At 53.6% G+C, this 18,138-nt stretch carries 15 protein-coding genes and 1 tRNA gene; 1 reads left to right on the forward strand and 15 read right to left on the reverse strand.

The genetic code is table 11. The features are described 5' to 3' along the window. Positions 1-47: 47 nt before the first annotated feature. The 8 genes from grcA2 to BQ5456_RS00860 form a co-directional block, all read right to left on the reverse strand. A complete protein-coding gene (grcA2, locus tag BQ5456_RS00825; RefSeq protein WP_071128333.1) occupies positions 48-299 on the reverse strand; it encodes an autonomous glycyl radical cofactor GrcA2 in 252 nt (83 codons plus the stop codon). A gap of 111 nt (positions 300-410) precedes the next feature. Continuing rightward, on the reverse strand, positions 411-2,507 hold the full coding sequence (pflB, locus tag BQ5456_RS00830) for a formate C-acetyltransferase (RefSeq protein WP_071128334.1): 2,097 nt from the start codon (positions 2,505-2,507) through the stop codon (positions 411-413). Between the two features lie 140 nt (positions 2,508-2,647). Beyond that, positions 2,648-3,886 carry a tRNA guanosine(34) transglycosylase Tgt gene (tgt, locus tag BQ5456_RS00835; protein ID WP_235858500.1) on the reverse strand — a complete coding sequence of 413 codons (1,239 nt, stop codon included), beginning with the start codon at positions 3,884-3,886 and terminating at the stop codon, positions 2,648-2,650. Continuing rightward, complete coding sequence (locus tag BQ5456_RS00840; RefSeq protein WP_071129855.1) at positions 3,873-4,541, reverse strand: queuosine precursor transporter; 669 nt, start codon at positions 4,539-4,541, stop codon at positions 3,873-3,875. Before BQ5456_RS00840 ends, tgt begins: the two co-directional genes overlap by 14 nt. A gap of 397 nt (positions 4,542-4,938) precedes the next feature. After that, positions 4,939-5,604, reverse strand: coding sequence for a dephospho-CoA kinase (gene coaE / locus BQ5456_RS00845; RefSeq protein WP_083378284.1), 666 nt, complete (start codon positions 5,602-5,604; stop codon positions 4,939-4,941). 173 nt (positions 5,605-5,777) lie between these two features. After that, a complete protein-coding gene (gene rpsA / locus BQ5456_RS00850) occupies positions 5,778-7,235 on the reverse strand; it encodes a 30S ribosomal protein S1 (protein WP_071128336.1) in 1,458 nt (485 codons plus the stop codon). 226 nt (positions 7,236-7,461) lie between these two features. Beyond that, the gene (gene polA / locus BQ5456_RS00855) at positions 7,462-10,125 is read right to left on the reverse strand and encodes a DNA polymerase I (protein WP_071128337.1); all 2,664 of its coding nucleotides are present in this window, start codon (positions 10,123-10,125) and stop codon (positions 7,462-7,464) included. 77 nt (positions 10,126-10,202) lie between these two features. Further along, positions 10,203-10,811, reverse strand: a complete 609-nt coding sequence (locus tag BQ5456_RS00860; protein ID WP_071128338.1) for an ANTAR domain-containing response regulator — start codon at positions 10,809-10,811, stop codon at positions 10,203-10,205. Positions 10,812-10,860: 49 nt separating this feature from the next. Here BQ5456_RS00860 and BQ5456_RS00865 point away from each other — a divergent pair. Then, positions 10,861-10,946: transfer RNA gene (locus BQ5456_RS00865), tRNA-Leu, on the forward strand. Between the two features lie 267 nt (positions 10,947-11,213). On the opposite strand, the gene der is transcribed toward BQ5456_RS00865, so the two are convergent. The 7 genes from der to BQ5456_RS00900 all read right to left on the reverse strand — a co-directional run bounded on the left by der (position 11,214) and on the right by BQ5456_RS00900 (position 17,861). Next, positions 11,214-12,653 carry a ribosome biogenesis GTPase Der gene (gene der / locus BQ5456_RS00870; RefSeq protein ID WP_235858501.1) on the reverse strand — a complete coding sequence of 480 codons (1,440 nt, stop codon included), beginning with the start codon at positions 12,651-12,653 and terminating at the stop codon, positions 11,214-11,216. A 41-nt stretch (positions 12,654-12,694) separates the two neighbouring features. Further along, positions 12,695-13,405, reverse strand: coding sequence for a (d)CMP kinase (cmk, locus tag BQ5456_RS00875; RefSeq protein WP_071128340.1), 711 nt, complete (start codon positions 13,403-13,405; stop codon positions 12,695-12,697). Positions 13,406-13,525: 120 nt separating this feature from the next. Then, the gene (locus BQ5456_RS00880; RefSeq protein WP_071128341.1) at positions 13,526-14,656 is read right to left on the reverse strand and encodes a prephenate dehydrogenase; all 1,131 of its coding nucleotides are present in this window, start codon (positions 14,654-14,656) and stop codon (positions 13,526-13,528) included. A gap of 9 nt (positions 14,657-14,665) precedes the next feature. Beyond that, complete coding sequence (locus BQ5456_RS00885) at positions 14,666-15,421, reverse strand: pseudouridine synthase (RefSeq protein ID WP_071129857.1); 756 nt, start codon at positions 15,419-15,421, stop codon at positions 14,666-14,668. A 170-nt stretch (positions 15,422-15,591) separates the two neighbouring features. After that, positions 15,592-16,164, reverse strand: coding sequence for an SMC-Scp complex subunit ScpB (scpB, locus tag BQ5456_RS00890; protein ID WP_143036996.1), 573 nt, complete (start codon positions 16,162-16,164; stop codon positions 15,592-15,594). Next, positions 16,157-17,038, reverse strand: a complete 882-nt coding sequence (locus tag BQ5456_RS00895) for a segregation and condensation protein A (RefSeq protein WP_071128343.1) — start codon at positions 17,036-17,038, stop codon at positions 16,157-16,159. The genes scpB and BQ5456_RS00895 overlap by 8 nt, the downstream gene beginning before the upstream one ends. Next, positions 17,025-17,861 carry a ParA family protein gene (locus BQ5456_RS00900; RefSeq protein WP_071129858.1) on the reverse strand — a complete coding sequence of 279 codons (837 nt, stop codon included), beginning with the start codon at positions 17,859-17,861 and terminating at the stop codon, positions 17,025-17,027. Before BQ5456_RS00900 ends, BQ5456_RS00895 begins: the two co-directional genes overlap by 14 nt. Positions 17,862-18,138 lie beyond the last annotated feature (277 nt).

The raw sequence follows: 18,138 nt of genomic DNA on the forward strand, positions 1-18,138 counted from the left end.
ATCTCCTTGCAGAAGGAAGATACCCGCCCGGCACCAATATTTAAATTTTAGAGTTGGTTATGGAAAGTACGGGAAATAACGTCTAGCTGCTGTTCGCGAGTTAGCTTCACGAAGTTAACTGCATAGCCGGAAACCCGCACCGTTAGCTGGGGGTATTTTTCCGGGTTTTTCATTGCATCTTCTAAAGTGTCGCGATTTAGCACGTTGATATTAGCGTGATAGAGACCTTGCACTCCCCCGCGGGCTTCACGATTGGCTTTCATAGAAGCGAGCCGCTCATCAAAAGTTTTTACACTCATGGTTTCTCCTATTTTGTTTGTTTTTTGATTATTTCTAGTTCTATTTCTGCCCTAACCGGCTGCGTGTACGCCTAATAAAAGCGCCGGGAGCCTGTTCGGGCAGAGAGTTTTTCAGCAGGAAGCCTCTTGGGGAATGAAACCGGCGTCCATAATCCCCACCAGGTTCTGGATTTGTTCCTCTTTAGTTCGTCCCAGCGAGGAGGGGACGATGGTGTTGGTCAGAGAAATACCATCCAGTGCGTCATGGTAATCCAGTTTGCCTACCGAGAGCATCGAGGCCAGCATTCCATGCGAATCCATTCCGTTTTCCGGGTTTGCGCCGGGAGCAAAGGGGGTTCCAGCCTCATGTCCGGAGGGGAAAGCCCCGGTGGCTTTACCGTAAACCACATTGGAGGTGATAGTGAGTACCGACTGGGTTGGAATGGCATCCCGATAGAGTTTAATTTCTTTGATTTTTGCCATTACCGTGTGCACGATGGTGGCCGCGATGTCATCTACGCGGTCATCGTCATTTCCGTAGCAGGGGAAGTCCCCTTCGGTGTGGTAGTCCACCACCAAGCCGGTTTCGTCACGTACCGGGGTGACCTTGGCGTATTTGATAGCCGATAGGGAGTCCGCCACAATCGACAGTCCCGCGATTCCGCAGCCCATAGTACGCACAATATCGCTGTCATGCAGAGCCATCTCTAGGCATTCGTAGGCGTAACGGTCATGGCAGTAGTGAATAATGTTAAGCGCCTCCACATAGGTGCCCACCACCCAGTCCAGCATTTTCTCGTAACGTTCCCACACATCATTGAAGTCCAGGGGACCGTCCCCAACGATACCTTCATATCCGGGCACTACTTGTTTGCCGGTTACTTCGTCGCGTCCACCGTTAATCGCGTAAAGCAGGGTTTTAGCCGCGTTTACCCGCGCGCCGAAGAACTGCATTTGTTTACCGACTCTCATGGGGGAAACGCAGCAGGCAATGGCAGCGTCATCGCCCCACTGGCGGCGAATCTGATCATCGGCTTCATACTGGATAGAGGAAGTTTCGATGGAAATCTTGGCGCAGAACTCTTTATATCCTTCCGGCAAACGCGGGGACCAAAAAATGGTGATATTGGGTTCGGGTGCCGGCCCCAGATTTATTAGGGTCTGCAAAAGCCGGAAGGAGGTTTTGGTGACGAGGGTGCGTCCGTCCTCCCCGAAACCCGCATCTGACCAGGTAGCCCAGTAAGGGTCACCGGAAAAGATTTGGTCATAGGCTTCGGTACGTAGGAATCGCACAATCCGCAGTTTAACTACCAGGGCGTCAATGATTTCTTGGGCGCCCTGTTCATCTAGGGTGCCTTCCGCGAAATCACGTTCAAAGTAGCAGTCGAAGAAAGCGGAAAGGCGACCAATGGACATGGCGGCTCCGTCTTGGCTCTTTACCGCGGCCAAGTAGCCGAAATAAGTCCATTGCACAGCCTCTTTAGCGTTCTTTGCCGGGCCAGAAATATCGAAACCGTAGCTGGCAGCCATGGCTTTTAGCTTCTTCAACGCCTTGATCTGCTCGGAGTGTTCTTCCCGGTAGCGCGCCCAATGTTCACTAAAGGGCTTGTCGGCGACTTTGTCTTTATCTTCCTGTTTCCAAGCGATTAGCTGGTCTACCCCATATAGGGCGACGCGTCGATAGTCACCGATAATCCGGCCGCGTCCATAGGCATCGGGTAGGCCGGTGATGATGTGGGAAGATCGAGCCGCCCGAATTCGGGGAGTGTAAATATCAAATACCGCGTCGTTATGGGTTTTGCGGTAACGAGTAAAAATTTCTTTTACTTCCGGATTAATTTCTTTTCCGGCTTCTTTAATCGCGGTTTCGACCATGCGCCATCCGCCGTTGGGCATCATCGCTCGCTTTAAGGGGGTATCGGTTTGCAGACCAACGATTACGTCATCTTCTTCGCTAATGTATCCAGGTCCGAAAGCATCAATATCGGCCGGAGTGTCGGTGTCAACATCGAAGACTCGTTTTTGACGTTCTATTGAAAGATAGTTTTCCTCTAGCGCTTGCCAGAGTTTCTGGGTTTTGGAGGTCGGTCCGCTTAAGAAAGCTGCGTCGCCCTGGTAGGGGGTGTAGTTCTTTTGAATGAAATCGCGTACATCGATTTCTTTATTCCATTTCCCCTGGACAAAAGTGCGCCACGCATTATCCGTTGAATTCTCTACGGTAGTAGACATCAATTATTCAGCTCCTCCGGCAGGATTGCTGCCAGTAAGGGTACTTATTTGTTACAGATATATTTTCTCAAATTAAAGTCGCTCATACACCCTCAAACAGACAAGTGCAACCTAAGTCATAGATTAAACTCAGGTTGCTATTATCCCCAGTGGGAACGCAGCGGCTGACCCCCATAAAAGTCGCTTAGGACGCGCTGTTTATATTCCGGGTAGTCACCCTCAATAATGGATTGTCTAATCCCGCGCACCAGCTGTACCGTGAAGTATTCGTTGTGAATAGTCGCCAGAGTAAAGCCCAACATTTCTTTGGCTTTAAACAGATGATGCAGGTAGGCAATCGAGTAGTTCTGGCAGGTGTAACAGCTGCAGTCCGCCACCGGAGCCGCAAAATCGCGTTTAAATTCAGAGCGGGTCAAGTTAAAGCGCCCATAGCGTCCATACAGTCCGCCGTTGCGTCCGATCCGGGAGGGATTTACGCAGTCAAAAGTATCTGCCCCGGCTTCCACTCCGGCAAAAATGTCGTCTGGTTCGCTCAGTCCTAGCAGGTGGCGAGGTTTATCTTCGGGTAGTTCTTCGCAAACCCAATCCACGATGGTGGCCAGATTTTCTTTCTCAAAAGCGCCTCCGATGCCAAACCCGTCAAAGCTGCGCCCCGCCACTTCCATTGCAGACAAGTCGCGGGCAGCTTTGCGGCGCAAATCTTCATACTGCGCCCCTTGGATAACCCCATAGAGCATTTGATAAGGCTTACCGGCACGCTCGAGGGTGAGGCGCTCATGTTCGAGCAGGCAGCGCTCCGCCCAGCCGCGGGTACGCTCCAAGGATTCCACCTGGTATTCGCGAGAGTTCAGCAAGGTAGTGAGCTCATCGAAGGCCATCATAATATCGGCACCCAACTGGTGCTGGATCTGCATAGACACTTCGGGAGTAAACCGGTGCCGGGAACCATCTAGATGGGAGCGGAAAGTCACGCCCTCGTCATCTACATGCGCGTGGCGCTCTTTCTTTTCTGCCACCGTGTGATCGGCGCGCCCTGAGCCGGTGAACTCTCCCGAAAGAACTTTCTTGTAGCCAGAACCTAGGGAGAGCACTTGGAATCCCCCGGAGTCGGTAAAAGTGGGCCCACCCCAGTTCATAAAGCGAGCGAGCCCTCCTGCCTGGTCAATAACTTCCGGACCGGGCTGCAGGTAGAGGTGGTAGGCGTTAGAGAGGATCGCGGCTGCCCCCAGCTGCTTCATAGTCTCTGGCAGCACTGTTTTCACAGTGGCTTTGGTACCCACCGGGATAAAGGCGGGGGTGGGAATATCGCCGTGCGGGGTGTGAATAATACCGGCCCGTCCCCGCCTGCCGGGCAGATCCGCTATTTTAGTGAAGGTCAAGTCCGTACCCCTCATGTTTCTTTACCCGGGAAATCACCAGGTAAGTAAAGGGCAAACAAAGGATTTCTACCGCACATTTATACAGGTAGCCGCCGAGGAAAATATAGATTAGCAGCTGGGAGAAACTCATGATTCCCCCGAAAGCGATAGTACAAAAAACGATGGAATCTACTAGTTCTCCCGCCAAGGTAGAGGTCACTAGCCGTACCCACATATTGTTCTCACCCCAGCGCTCTTTGATTTTCACCAGCACATAGGCATTGAGCCAGTTGCCAAACACGTATCCGGCCATGGAAGCAATTACTATCCGGGGTACGAACCCAAGCACGCTTTGGAATGCCTCGTTATTTTGATAGGAGGCTTCGGGGGGCAGCATCCCCACTACCCAGAAGGTAAGAGACGCCATTACGGAAATCACGAACCCCATCAAGATAGCGCGTTTAGCCGCTTTTAGTCCCCAGACTTCGCTGATTACGTCCCCTAAAACATAGGTGAGGGGGAAAGTAATGGCTCCCCCATCGAAAACAATCGGCCCCAGCTGAATCGCTTTAGTGGCGCAAATATTGGCGATTAAGAGGAACGCCACAAAGAAAATAACGCAAATATCAAACAGGCCGCGCGGGCTGCGCGCGAAAGTTGCGGCACCGCGAACCAGCGAAGAGGTTTCTTGGTCGATGGCTGGGGACTTTGAGGGAACAGATTTTTCAGATTTTTCTAAAGTTGTCACCCGTACAATCTAGCAGCCTCCCCGGGGTACTCGTCCAGTTAGCCCCAGAGTATTATCTGTTACTTTTTCGGCGCGCGCGGTTACTTGTTCTGGCGTGGGCAAGGGTTTTTCCCCCGCCCATACCTAGTACCAAGGGAACCAAAGACTATTTGCCACCTTGCGAAGATACCAAGAGGCGCGGGCAGAGGTTTTATCCGAGTCGGCTAGGCGGGCGTAAAACTCGAAAAACGCCCGTGGCTTTTTCGAGTTTTTGGGCAGGAGGAAAAACCTCTGCCCGCGACAACACCAGATCCCTCGGAAATCTTCCGGCTTTTATAGAGGGATTCTACGCGCTGTTGCCATCGACCAGGCGCCGCAGCTCCGGCCACAGCTCCGAGGCGATGGTGCGGCGCAAATCTTCGCGGGTAGTGTTATTGACCAACTCAAAGTTGGCAATCGCGCGGCGTTGTTCCTCACTGGCTTGCGCTGCAATCCGGGCATCTACTTGTTCGGGTTCTAAGCCAGAGCGCTGAAACAGGCGCTGGTGACGCTGCTTAAGGGGCGCGCTGACTGCCACGATCACGTCAAAGGCGCGCGCGTTCGGATTCTCCGCTAGCAACGGAATATCGTAAATGCCGATATCTCCAGGAGTAAGGGAAGCAAAGAAACGGTCAGAAAGAAACGAGATATAGGGGTGGGTTATGGATTCTAGGAGGCGGCGGGCATCGGGATTATTAAAGACGATTGCGGCGAGGGCGCTGCGGTCAACCCCGGTTTCCCATTCGGGATGGTCAAACGCGTGGGCAATATCGGGAGCTAAATCTATTAGAGCTTGACCCGCCAGTTCATCGGCGCTGCAAGTTTTGGCGCCTAGGGCTTTTAAAGTGTGTACAGTGGTGGATTTACCGGAGCCAATCCCACCAGTTACCGCCACTGAGAGGGCGTTCGTAGGTGAAGCTGCCGCCCAACGCGCTCCCCGATCCGGGTTGCGGTAAATCAATAGTTCACTCACGCCCTAAGCCTACCTAGCAAATCTGCTGACAACCAACGCAGCAAGAATAAACGCGCAAGATAACTTGAGGATTAGAGAACTAGCAAATAAAACAGGGTGGGCAGAAGCATTTCTGCTTCTGCCCACCCTGAAAGTTAAGCGTTACAACTCTTAGGTAGAGCTGCAATTAGCCTTTATTCGCCGGTTAGTTTCTCACGAAGAGCTGCTAGGGCTTCATCGGAAGCCAAAGTGCCTTCGGAGTCTTCACTCTCGGTGGAGTAGCTGGCGTTCTCCGCGGGATCGGGGCGGGTATTGGCGGCTTCAGTGTCGGCTTCCAGAGCCTTCGCCACCTGTTCCTTGTGCGCCTTCCAACGGGCTTCTGCCTGGGCGTATTCTTCCTCCCAAGCTTCGCGCTGCGCCTCGTAGCCTTCCATCCATTCATTGGTTTCCGGATCGAAGCCTTCGGGGTACTTGTAGTTGCCTTCTTCATCGTATTCGGCGGTCATGCCGTACAGTGAAGGATCAAACTCGGTGGTGTTGGGGTCAACGCCCTCATTCGCCTGCTTGAGCGAGAGCGAAATCCGGCGGCGATCCAAATCAATGTCGATAACCTTGACGAATACTTCGGAACCGACTTTAACGACCTGTTCGGGTACCTCTACATGGCGCTGCGCCAGTTCAGAGATATGTACCAAACCTTCGATACCGTCCTCGACCCGAATAAAGGCGCCGAAGGGAACCAGTTTGGTAACTTTGCCCGGCACAACCTGCCCAATGGCGTGGGTGCGAGCGAAGGTCTGCCACGGATCTTCCTGGGTGGCTTTCAAGGACAGCGAAACCCGTTCGCGATCCATATCCACATCCAGAACCTCCACCGAGACTTCCTGACCGACTTCCACCACTTCGGAGGGGTGATCGATATGTTTCCAGGAAAGTTCGGATACGTGTACCAGGCCGTCTACACCGCCCAGATCCACGAAGGCACCGAAGTTGACGATCGAAGAAACCACGCCGGAACGAATCTGACCCTTTTGCAAGGTATCCAGGAACTGGGTGCGTACTTCCGCCTGGGTTTGCTCCAGCCATGCACGCCGTGAAAGCACAACGTTATTGCGGTTTTCGTCCAGTTCAATAATCTTGGCTTCCAGTTCGCGCCCAATATAGGGAGCGAGGTCACGCACGCGGCGCATTTCTACTAGGGAAGCCGGCAAGAACCCACGCAAACCGATATCCAAGATTAGGCCGCCCTTGACCACCTCAATCACCTTGCCGGTGACTACGCCGTCAGCTTCCTTAATCTTCTGGACATCGCCCCAGGCACGCTCGTATTGTGCGCGCTTCTTGGAAAGCAGTAAGCGACCTTCTTTGTCTTCTTTCTGCAATACCAGGGCTTCAATTTCGTCGCCCACCTGGACAACGTCTTCAGGGCTCACATCATGTTTGATGGATAGTTCGCGGGAAAGGATGACGCCCTCGGTTTTGTAACCGATATCGAGGAGGACTTCATCGCGGTCGACCCGCACGACAGTACCGGTAACGATGTCGCCATCGCCAAAGTACTTAATAGTTTTATCGATTGCAGCAAGTAGTTCTTCTTGTGAACCGATATCATTTACGGCAACTTGCTCGAGTTGCTCATTAGAGGTGGTCATAGAGATAATTTCTCCAAAACGGACTTAATAGACAATATGGACAATTTGGCTACTTTTTCAAGAAGCCTTGTCGAGCCTATCAGCAAAAACCCTTTCAGCTCCAACTCAAAAAGCTCTTACGGAGCGGTTTTTCGCAAATTGTATCCGATTACACAGTGTTTTTTGGGGGCGAGGACGAGCCGGAGTCTTCCAGATTCCCCTCTTCTTTACCGCAAAAGGTAAGCCGCTAATGAGCGGCGCTGCGCCAGTTTTCGCCTACTCCGATTCCTACTACCAGGGGAACCGCTAGCTGGGCGGCGTGGCACATCGCGTCCTCTACTAGGGCGCGTAGCTGGGTTTCCTCCCCGGCCGCGACCTCTAAAATCAGCTCGTCATGAATCTGCAAGAGTACCCGCGAGGAAAGTTTCTGCGTCTTTAACTGTTCGTCTACCCGGATCATTGCCTGCTTCATCAAATCGGCAGCCGTACCCTGGATGGGGGCGTTAAGGGCAGCGCGTTCCGCCATCCGCCGCAAAGTGTGATTGCGGCTCTTCAAATCGGGCAGTTGCCGGCGCCTGCCCTGCATAGTTTCGGTATAGCCCCGCTCGCGCGCCTGCTCCACAATCTGCCGCAAATAGCTGCGAACTTTACCGAAACGCTGAAAATAGCTTTCCATCAGTTTTTCGGCTTCCTTTTGCGGAATACGCAGCTGATTAGCCAGCCCATAAGCTGACAGACCGTAAGCCAAACCGTAGGAAGTGGCTTTAACCTTTGAGCGCATCTGGTCATCGACCTGTTCGGCGGGTATCCCGAAAATCATGGCTGCCATGGTGCGGTGCAGATCTTCACCGGTACTAATAGCGGCAATCAAATCTTGATCCCCCGATATATGCGCCATTACTCGCATCTCAATTTGGGAATAATCCACGCTCATCAGATTCTCAAAACCTTGACCGCTAACAAAAGCCTCCCGGATGCGTTGCCCCGTATCGGAACGTACCGGAATATTTTGCAGATTCGGATCGGCAGAGGAAAGCCTGCCGGTGGCAGTCACGGTTTGTTTGAAAGTGGTGTGGATCCGCCCATCAGCTTGCACCGCTTTTTGCAGTCCCTCCACGGTTTGTAAGAGTTTTATGGAGTCTCGGTGCGCCAACAAATACTGCAAGAACGGATGGCGGGTTTTACTAAGCAGCCATTCCAGGGCATCCGCGTTGGTGGTGTACCCCGTACGGGTTTTCTTGGTCTTAGGCATTTCTAACTGGTCAAATAAAACTTCCTGCAGCTGTTTAGGGCTAGAAAGATTTAAATCCGGTCGGTCTACTTCGCTCCTGGCTGCCTGCTTAGCGTCCTCTGTTTGCCGCCTTAAATCATTCTCTAAATCCGCCAACACCTGGTCAGAAATCGCAATTCCAGTATCTTCCATCCGGGCTAGTATCTCGGCGATCGGTCGTTCCATTTCTACCCACAGATGCTCAGCGCTCCCCGCGGCTAAGTCCTTTTGTTCAGCACTAGCAATCTCGGGCAATGCCGCTGCTACCTGGGCAGTTTTAGTGTTAGAGGTGCCAGAAAAATCTAGAGCGGTCTGTCCGCTTTCCTGTTTTTCCTCTACCACCAAAGACCGTCCCAACATTTTTTCGCTCAAGACCTCTATGTCATAGGAGCGAGCAGAAGGATCAATCAGGTATCCCCCGATTTCGGTGTCCCAGGCGGGCATCCCCAACCGGAATCCTTCCCCTTTGAGGGCGTGCCAAGCGCTCTTCCAGTTATGAAACACTGCTTGCTCTGGGTTTTCTAGTAGGCGTTCCAATGCCGAAATTTCATCCGGGGTGGCGTCAATCAAATTAATGCTCACCGCTTCATCACCGCTGGCTATAGTAATTTGCTCCGCGTCACCTGCCCCGGGAGTACAAACCCCTTCAACTATGATCCCCGCGGGGGCGGAAAGATCATTTATCCACTTAGCAGCCTTATTTTGGGCAATAAGTTTAATTTCCCGGGGTTTTACATGTTCCGCTGCGCCCAACTCAAAGGCAGGAATACTGGCTAGAGCCCCCCGGGTACCCTGCCCGATCTGCAACTTGTCTAGCAGTTTCCCCAGCTGCTCAGCATCGGCTTTTCCAAAGCCGAGTTCTTGAACCTCTAACCCTAAGTCCAGGTCAGTCAGTAGGGCGTTCAGTTTCCGGTTGCGTTTAACATCCTCAAGATGGGCGCGCAGGTCTTCTCCGCGTTTGCCACCAATATCGGCGGCATGGGTAATCACGCCTTCCAAACCGTCATACTTATTTATCCAGGTGGCGGCAGTTTTCTCCCCTACCCCGGGGACACCGGGCAGGTTATCTGCCTTTTCCCCCACCAAGGCGGCGATCTCCGGGTAGCGGTGCGGTGGCACCCCGTATTTTTCTTCAATAGCCTGGGGAGTCATTCGTTTTAAGTCGGTAATTGAACGCGATGGATAAAGTACCGTGACGTTATCGCTTGACAGTTGGAAGGTGTCCCGGTCTCCGCTGGCGACCAGCACCCGCATTCCTGCCGCCTCCCCTCGGGTGGCGAGGGTAGCTAAAATATCGTCGGCCTCGATATTTTCTTGTTCTAAAGTGGTAATTCCCAGATGGCGAAGTGCTTCTTTAATCAGATCCACTTGCCCTAAAAATTCTGGCGGAGTAGGTTTGCGTCCCCCTTTGTATTCGGGGTATTCGTCGGTGCGGAAGGAATGACGAGAAACATCAAAAGCCACCGCTAAATAGTCGGGTTGCTCGTCCTGCAGCATTTTCACTAGCATCCGCAAGAACCCGAATACCGCGTTGGTGTATTGCCCCTCTTGGGTACGGAAATTTTCGGGTTCGAGGGCGTAGAACGCGCGAAAGGCGGCGGAATGCCCATCGATTACTAGCAGAGTTTTCTTTTCGACCATCTGTTCCTCCTAGGAACTATCCTAAGCGAAGGGCCGCTCCCCTGGTCACCGGGAAATTTGGTTGCTGCCGGGAGCCCTTAGCCCACTTGATCGATAACTGCCTCGGCGACTTCGCGCATACTGAGACGCCGATTCATGGAGGTGGTCTGAATCCAACGGAAGGCTTCCGGTTCGCTCATCTCCATATTTTCCATCAGGAGCCCCTTGGCGCGGTCAACCAGTTTCCGGGTTTCGAAGCGATCTTGCAAGTCAGCGACTTCGTTTTCCAGGGATTGAATCTCGTTGTGGCGAGAAACCGCAATTTCTACCGCCGGTAAAAGCTCGGCAGGAGTAAAAGGCTTAACCACATAAGCCATGGCGCCAGCATCACGCGCCCGCTCCACCAACTCTTTTTGCGAAAATGCGGTGAGCATCACTACCGCACAAGAGATTTCTTTCAAAATCTTCTCTGCAGCCGTAATCCCGTCCATCTTCGGCATTTTCACGTCCATAACACACAGGTCAGGCTGGTATTCGAGGGCTGCCTGATAGGCGGCCTCCCCGTCTCCGGCTTCGGCTACCACCTCATAACCGGCTTCCGTGAGTGTTTCCACAATATCCAGCCGAATCAGGGTTTCATCCTCAGCTACCAGCACTTTACGCGCCGCGCTCTGTTCTTTCTTTGCATTAGATTTCGAAGTTGCCACGTGTCTATATTAGACTGAAACCCGTCGCGCTTAACAGCGTTACTGGAAAGCCTCGATGGCGGAATTGGTAGACGCAGCGGATTCAAAATCCGCCGTCCTTCACCGGACATGTGGGTTCGAGTCCCACTCGAGGTACTAATAAGGGGCTATCCCCGCACCCTAGCAGGGTTTTCTCCGCTTTTTCTTAATCGGTTTCCTTCCCAGTTAGGCCGCGTTATTTTTTTGCTTTCCGCGCTGGAGTTTCCCTAGAAATTTTCTTTATGAGAATCCACACTAATAGCTCCTAGCTGCCACTTCCCCTTCCCGGATTATTTTTAGAGGGCGAGGACGCAGCGGCGCTACCTAGTGATAACCCCCTGGCAAGGGGCTCCTGGAAGTTATCTCGGCACTATTTTCAAAGTTTTAGGAACGTTTGCGGCGTTCGCGTACCCGTACCGAAATCTGGATGGGGCTGCCGGTAAAACCGTACTCTTCACGCAAGCGATGTTCTATAAACCGGCGATAGGAAGGATCTAAGAATCCGGTAGTGAAGAATACGAAACGTGGGGGCGCCATAGAGACCTGGGTAGCAAACATGATCCGCGGCTGCTTTCCTCCTCTAACCGGATGCGGATGTTCGGCTACTAATCGCCCCAGGAAACTATTTAGTTCACTGGTAGAAATCCGGGTTCGCCAACCAGCAAGCGCCTGCGCTAAAGCTCCCTGGATACGGTTAGTGTGCCAGGCGGTTTTCGCAGAAAGGTTAACCCGGGGAGCCCAATCCACGTGAGAAAGTTGCAGTTCCCATTCGCGTTCTAAATCGTGGCGGCGTTCCTCGTCTAGTAAATCCCATTTATTGTTTACCAACACTAAGGCTCTACCTGCAGAAATTACTTGCTCAATGATTCTAATATCAGCGCTAGCCAGTTCTTGCGAGGCATCGAGCAGCACCATAGCTACATCGGCTTCCTCAATCGCTGCCTGGGTACGCAAAGAAGCATAAAAATCAGCGCCCCTACTCTTGAGCATCCGGCGACGAATCCCGGCGGTATCCACGAAAGTCCAAGGTACCCCGGCAATCTCGATTACTTCATCTACCGGATCACGAGTAGTACCCGCCAAATCATTCACTACTACCCGTTGCGAACCTGCCAAGGTGTTAAGCAAGGAAGATTTTCCCACATTCGGGCGCCCAATCAGCGCCACTCGCCCGGGACTTCCCGGCGGCAGTGCCTTCGAAAACTGAGATTTTTCCGGTAACAACGCCACCAGCTTGTCCAGTAAATCGCCGCTGCCCAGGCCGTGCAAAGCCGATAAGGGGAACGGTTCCCCTAACCCTAGGGACCACAGGGCGGTGGCGTCCGCCTCTCCGCGCGAAGAATCAACTTTATTAGCGACCAAAATCACCGGTCTATCGCAGCGTTGCAGGATGCGAGCAATCTGCAGATCGGTGTCGGTGGCACCCACCCCGGCATCAGCTACAAATAGCACCACATCGGCTAGCTGGATGGAAGCCTCGGCTTGGGCGGCTACCATCTGATCGAGGCCTTTAACCCCCAGTTCCCAACCGCCAGTATCTAGTAATTGAAAATCTACTCCCGCCCACTGCGCCGGATATCGCACCCGATCGCGGGTTACTCCCGGATGATCCTGCACAACGGCCGCGCGTCGACCCAAAATCCGATTAACCAGGGTGGATTTACCAACATTGGGACGCCCGATTACCGCCACTACCGGCAGAGCACCTAAGTCCTGGTGCTGCTCGGCAGGGCTTTCAGCCTCTAACAATTCATAGTCATCGTCTTGGAGCTGAATTTGGCTAAGGATATTTGCCGAATCGTCGGGCGTTAAATCTTCACTCACGCCCTCAAGTTTAGGTGAGAGCAGGGAGCTTTGGCGAAAACTTAGCCTTGGCGAGCCTGGAAAGCCCGTCCCACAATCGCGACTACAGCCTCCATAGTTTCTTGTTCATCCAGGTCGGAGGAATCTAGCAGCGCTACTCCGGGAGCAGGCGTAGTGAAGTTGTTTACCTGCGAGTCCGCGAAGTCACGCGCGGCTACCGAATCGCTGCCTGCCCCCTGCTGGCGGGCGCGGCGTTGCTCACGCACCTGCGGGGAGGCGGTGAGCAAGATCTTAACGTCTGCATCCGGGGCTACTACGGTGGTGATATCGCGTCCTTCAGCCACGATTCCCCGTCCAGAGGCTTTGGCAGCTTGAATAATCTGGCGTTGGCGAGCAATCATCTGTTCGCGTACCCCGGGAACCGCGCTAACCTGGCTGACTGCCCGGTTTACTTCTTCCCCGCGAAGCAGACGGGTTACATCGCGTCCCTCGATCAGGATCCGCGGGGCGTGCGCGAATGCTTCTACCTGCATAGGAATCGAATAGGCAAGCATAGCCAGTGCCGATGGATCATTGAGGTCTGCTCCTTGCCGAAGCGCATACCAGGTGAGGGCGCGATACATGGCGCCGGTGTCTAAAAAGTTGGTACCCAGTTCCGCCGCCGATAGGCGCGCGATAGTGGATTTACCTGCCCCGCTGGGGCCATCAATGGCGATTACCAGACCAGCTCCCAGTATTTGCTGACCTACGTATTGTGAACCGTCACCCGACATAGCTTTTACACCCTTCCGAAAGCACTATTATTGGCTGCTAAAAGCACCCTATACCACTCGATAATATGCTATTTGTTAAGTTTTTGGATAGCTTCCCCGCTACTATTTCCAGTTTTCCGGCTAGGCAGACACTATTTCCCAGCCTTTTACCTGAAGTTTTTCTGCCAGCGAAGCCGCAGAGTTAGGTTCGATCGCTAACCTGGCCACCCCGAAGGCAGCTCCCGGGGAATGTTCCAGTTCTAAATCTTCGATATTGGTGCCAGTTTCGCCCACGGCCTGGAAAAGCCGTCCTAAAGTACCGGCCTCATCTGGCACTTTAACCATAACTTCCTGGTAGCGCCGCGGCGCTCCCCCGTGTTTGCCAGGAATGCGTGCCACTCCCAAGTTCCCTTGGCGCATCGCCAAAGTTACGGCTCCCACCAAGCTGGGAGAAGGAATGGCGGCTCCCGGATGTTCGAGGGCGTGCAAAACTTGCTGCATATCATCAGCAAATCCTCGTAACACTTTCGCCACATGTTCGGCGTTGCCGGCGATAATAGCTGCCCACAGGGCAGGATCAGAGGAAGCTATCCGGGTGGTATCGCGCAGTCCTTGCCCCGATAGCCCCAAAGATTCCGGTAGCGCCTTCGCCAACTGTGCCGCCAAGAGGGAAGAAACCAGTTGGGGAACATGGGACACTAACGCTACCGATTGGTCGTGGGTTTCTGCGTCTAGCTGCAGGGGCAGGGAACCTACATCTAAAGCCAAGGTACGCATAGCCAATACTGCGCCCGGGTCGGTTTCCTGGTTGGGAACTATTACCCAGGGGCGAGATTCAAACAGGTCTTCGCGGGCAAAAGCCGTCCCGGAGCGTTCCCGCCCCGCCATCGGATGCGATCCCACGTAGCGGGTAGGATCCGCCCCGGCCTGCGCAACTTCCTCTAAAATCACGCTTTTTACCGAGGCCACATCGGTAACCAGCGCGGTGGGAAACTCTTTTAACGCGGCGATTACCTGGTCGGCAGCCACATCAGGCGGGGTGGCTACGATTACCAGTGCGGGGTCGGGGCAGTCTTCCTCCCATCTTTGCCCCGCCCCCATATCGCAGGCCAGAGCACTAACTACTGGATAAATATCCCGTAGAAAAACTGGCAATCCCAGTTTGCTTAGGCGCATCCCCAGTGACGCCCCCAGTAATCCGGCACCGATAATCAACACTGGTCCGGTAGTTCCAACCTGTGTCTTGTCCGCAGCTGCTTTAGTGTTCTCCATTTTTCCAGCCTAAAGGTCTACGCTCTTCATCAGTACGCTTAGCTCCGGTTTTGAGAGACGGCGGGTTGCACCCAGGGGTAAAGTCCCCAGTTTCACGGTGCCATGCGCGATCCGCGACAGTTCCATCACCGGGGCTCCAACTTCCTCAAACATCCGGCGCACGATGCGGTTTCGCCCCAGATGTAGCTCAATTTCCACCAAGGTGAGCCCCCCGTGTGTCCCTTTTATTGATACCCGGTCAGCCTGCGCAAACCCGTCCTCCAGCATGATTCCGGAGCGCAGCTCCTGGGCAGTCTTGCCGGTGAATTTACCTTTCACAGTCGCTAAATAGGTTTTCGGTACCTCCCAGGAGGGGTGGGTGAGGCGGTTCGCGAGTTCCCCATCGTTAGTTAGCAGCAAAAGACCAGAAGTATCCACGTCTAACCTGCCCACATGGAATAGCCGTTCCCGATAGTCGGTTAAGAATTGGGTGAGGTCGTGGGGGTCACCCCGGAGGGATGATTCCACCCCTGTGGGTTTATTGAGGGCGATCGTGACTCGGGAATCATCTATCATTACGAGCTGCCCATCTACGTGTAGCATCACCTGATCGGGGTCAACTTTGGTGCCTAGTTCGCGCACCACTTTGCCGTTGACTTTTACCCGCCCGGAAACGATCAGTTTTTCGCAGGCACGTCTAGAGGCTACCCCGGCGGCCGCTAATACTTTTTGTAGTCGTTCTTCTTTGCCGCTTTCGGGGGTGGTTTGCGGTTTTACCACCGGCATCTGCGGATCTTTACGCCGCGGAGGCATCGGGGCTAAGGGGATTTTGTCTGCCCGACGCCCCTGGCGGTCGGTACCCTCATCGCTTTCGTGATAGGAACTAAGATCAGTCAACTTGGCTTCTCCTATTGGGTTTTATTTCTTATCTGCCCTCATCCTATCGCGGCGGCAAATTATTCTTTGAGTCGGGATTCTAACTCGTCTAGTTCTTCACTGCCCGGCAAATGTGGAGCCAACGGCGGGAGTTCATCTAGGCTGGCTAGCCCCATACGTTCTAAGAAACTGGTGGTGGTGCCGTAAAGAATCGCCCCCGAGTCTGCCCGGTCAACTTCTTGAATCAAATCGTGCGCCAACAGGGTGCGTACTACCCCGTCTACACTCACTCCCCTAATGGAGGCAATTACTGAGCGAGAAACCGGCTGTCGATAGGCGATTACGGCCAAGGTTTCTAGAGCCGGGTTGGACAGATGGGAAGTTCCGCCTTGGGTTAAGAATTCGGAGACGATTTCTTCTTGCGCGGGGGCAGAATAAATCCGCCATCCTCCAGCCACGTTGCGTAATACGAATCCGTGAGGACGAGCGGTTTCGCCTGCATATTCGGCGCGCAATTGCTCTAAGGCTACCTTAACCTGTTGGGGGCTACTTTTCAGGCGCGGCGCGAGTTCCTCGGGACTTAATGGCTCGCTAGCTACGATCAAGATGGCCTCGAGGGAGACAAGTAGCTGTTCGTTGGCAGAGTTAGTCATCTGCGGCTCCATATTCATCGAAAATAAAGTTATTAAAGTCTGGGATTTCCTTACTATCTAGGGTCACATATAGTTCTTCCAGTGCGCTTTCTTGGGTAAATTCCACGCAGCGGTGCCGGTAGAGTTCCAGTAAAGCTAGGAAACGGGTGACTTTTTCGGTAGCGTTCTTGGCAGACCGGGTCAGCTCGCTAAAGCTGGCTTTGCCACTTCGTTTCAGCTCGGCAACCACGATTTGGGCTTGCTCTGCCAGGGAGGCTTGCGGCAGGTGCAGATGGGACAGGGATACTTGGGGAGGACGGCGGGTGAAAGCATCCGCGGCGGCGCGGGCTAAATCTTCGGGGGTGAAATCCACTCGTAGCGGCGGCAAGAGGCGCGCGAACTTGGCAGGCAGGGGAACTTCCCGCGGATAGTAGGCGTGGCCTTCCCCAATGCGCAAGCGCAAATAATCTGCGACTTCCTTATAGGCACGATATTGCAATAGGCGGGAGAACAATAGGTCGCGCGCCTCTAAATATTCTGGATCTAGTTCCTCGGTCTCTTCTCCGGGTAGCAGCTGACTGGCTTTGATGTTGAGCAAAGTGGCTGCAATCTCTAGGAACTGGGAAGCTTGTGATAAATCCGGAAACGCCTGCATATAGGTAATAAAATCATCTGTTACCTGCGCTAATGCCACCTCGGTAATATCCAGTTTGTTCTTGATAATCAAGGTGAGCAACAGATCTAGCGGCCCGGAAAATACTTCTAGCTCCAGTTCAAAAGGAGGAGCTTTTTCCGGCTCGGTTTTTTCCGCTAACCGGGAAGGAAACAGCGCTACTTCCTCCCCGACTGCCGCTTGCGGGTTAGCTGAAACTGCCGGTGAGTTAGGCGGTGTCACCACGGGCAATAACCTCGCGCGCCAGCTGGCGGTAAGCTTCGGCTCCTGGATGGGAGGGCGCAAACGTTGTAATCGGTTCGGTAGCTACCGAGGCGTCCGGGAACTTTATGGTACGGTGAATAACCGTCTGATAGACCCGATCCCCGAAGGCTTCTTGCAGCCGCTCCATGACTTCGCGCGAATGCAGCGTGCGAGTATCTACCATAGTCGCCAAAATCCCATCTATTTTCAGTTTCGGGTTTAGACGGTCACGCACTTTTTCAATAGTTTCTACCAGTAGCGCTACCCCGCGCAGGGCGAAAAATTCGGTTTCCATGGGGATCATTACCCCGTGTGCCGCAGTTAGGGCGTTCACCGTCAGCAACCCTAGGGAGGGCTGGCAATCGATCAAGATCACATCATATTTATCGCTAACCGGGTGGAGGGCGCGGGCGAGCGCCATTTCCCTGGCGACCTCATTAACCATTTGAATCTCGGCAGCGGAAAGATCAATATTGGCTGGTACCAGATCCATCCCCTCAATCGCGGTGGGGTGAATAACCTGTTCCACATTCACGTTGCGATCAAGCAGAACATTGTAGATAGTGGCGTCCAAATCGTTGCCGTTTACCCCGAGCCCAGCGGTGGCGGCGCCTTGGGGATCAAAATCTACAATCAGTACTTTGCGCCCATACTCTGCCAAAGAAGCAGCCAAGTTAATGGTGGTAGTAGTCTTGCCGACCCCGCCTTTTTGGTTGCACATGGCAATAATCCGCGCGGGCCCATGGGAGTGTAAGGGCGCGGGCGCGGGGAACTCCGCATCTTTCGGGGTTGGCGGGGGCATCAAACCGGGTTGAATATCGCTCACCCTTATAACGATATGACAACCTGAGAAAAAATGTTACCAAGCGGCGTGCAACGAGCCTTTTATCCCCCCCTCAGTCGCTATAGCTTACAAGCTCCTAGCTATATAGCCTGCGGGGGTGTGGGGTGATTGGTGGTGCGGGGAAAATATTTTTCCTCCTGCCCAAGAATTCGGAAAATGCCCCAGCATTTTCCGAATTCTTATGCCCACCGCACCTACTCGGATAAAATCTGAGCCCCACCTCAGTCCAGCGCCC

The sequence above is a fragment of the Varibaculum massiliense genome (assembly GCF_900106855.1).
In the GTDB taxonomy this organism is placed as follows: domain Bacteria; phylum Actinomycetota; class Actinomycetes; order Actinomycetales; family Actinomycetaceae; genus Varibaculum; species Varibaculum massiliense.

Coding starts and splice junctions, on each gene's coding strand:
- grcA2 (WP_071128333.1), bottom strand. CDS start 299: ATGAGTGTAAAAACTTTTGATGAGCGGCTCGCTTCTATGAAAGCCAAT.
- pflB (WP_071128334.1), bottom strand. CDS start 2,507: ATGTCTACTACCGTAGAGAATTCAACGGATAATGCGTGGCGCACTTTT.
- rpsA (WP_071128336.1), bottom strand. CDS start 7,235: ATGACCACCTCTAATGAGCAACTCGAGCAAGTTGCCGTAAATGATATC.
- polA (WP_071128337.1), bottom strand. CDS start 10,125: ATGGTCGAAAAGAAAACTCTGCTAGTAATCGATGGGCATTCCGCCGCC.
- cmk (WP_071128340.1), bottom strand. CDS start 13,405: ATGTCGGGTGACGGTTCACAATACGTAGGTCAGCAAATACTGGGAGCT.
- BQ5456_RS00880 (WP_071128341.1), bottom strand. CDS start 14,656: ATGGAGAACACTAAAGCAGCTGCGGACAAGACACAGGTTGGAACTACC.
- BQ5456_RS00885 (WP_071129857.1), bottom strand. CDS start 15,421: ATGCCGGTGGTAAAACCGCAAACCACCCCCGAAAGCGGCAAAGAAGAA.
- scpB (WP_143036996.1), bottom strand. CDS start 16,164: ATGACTAACTCTGCCAACGAACAGCTACTTGTCTCCCTCGAGGCCATC.
- BQ5456_RS00900 (WP_071129858.1), bottom strand. CDS start 17,861: ATGCCCCCGCCAACCCCGAAAGATGCGGAGTTCCCCGCGCCCGCGCCC.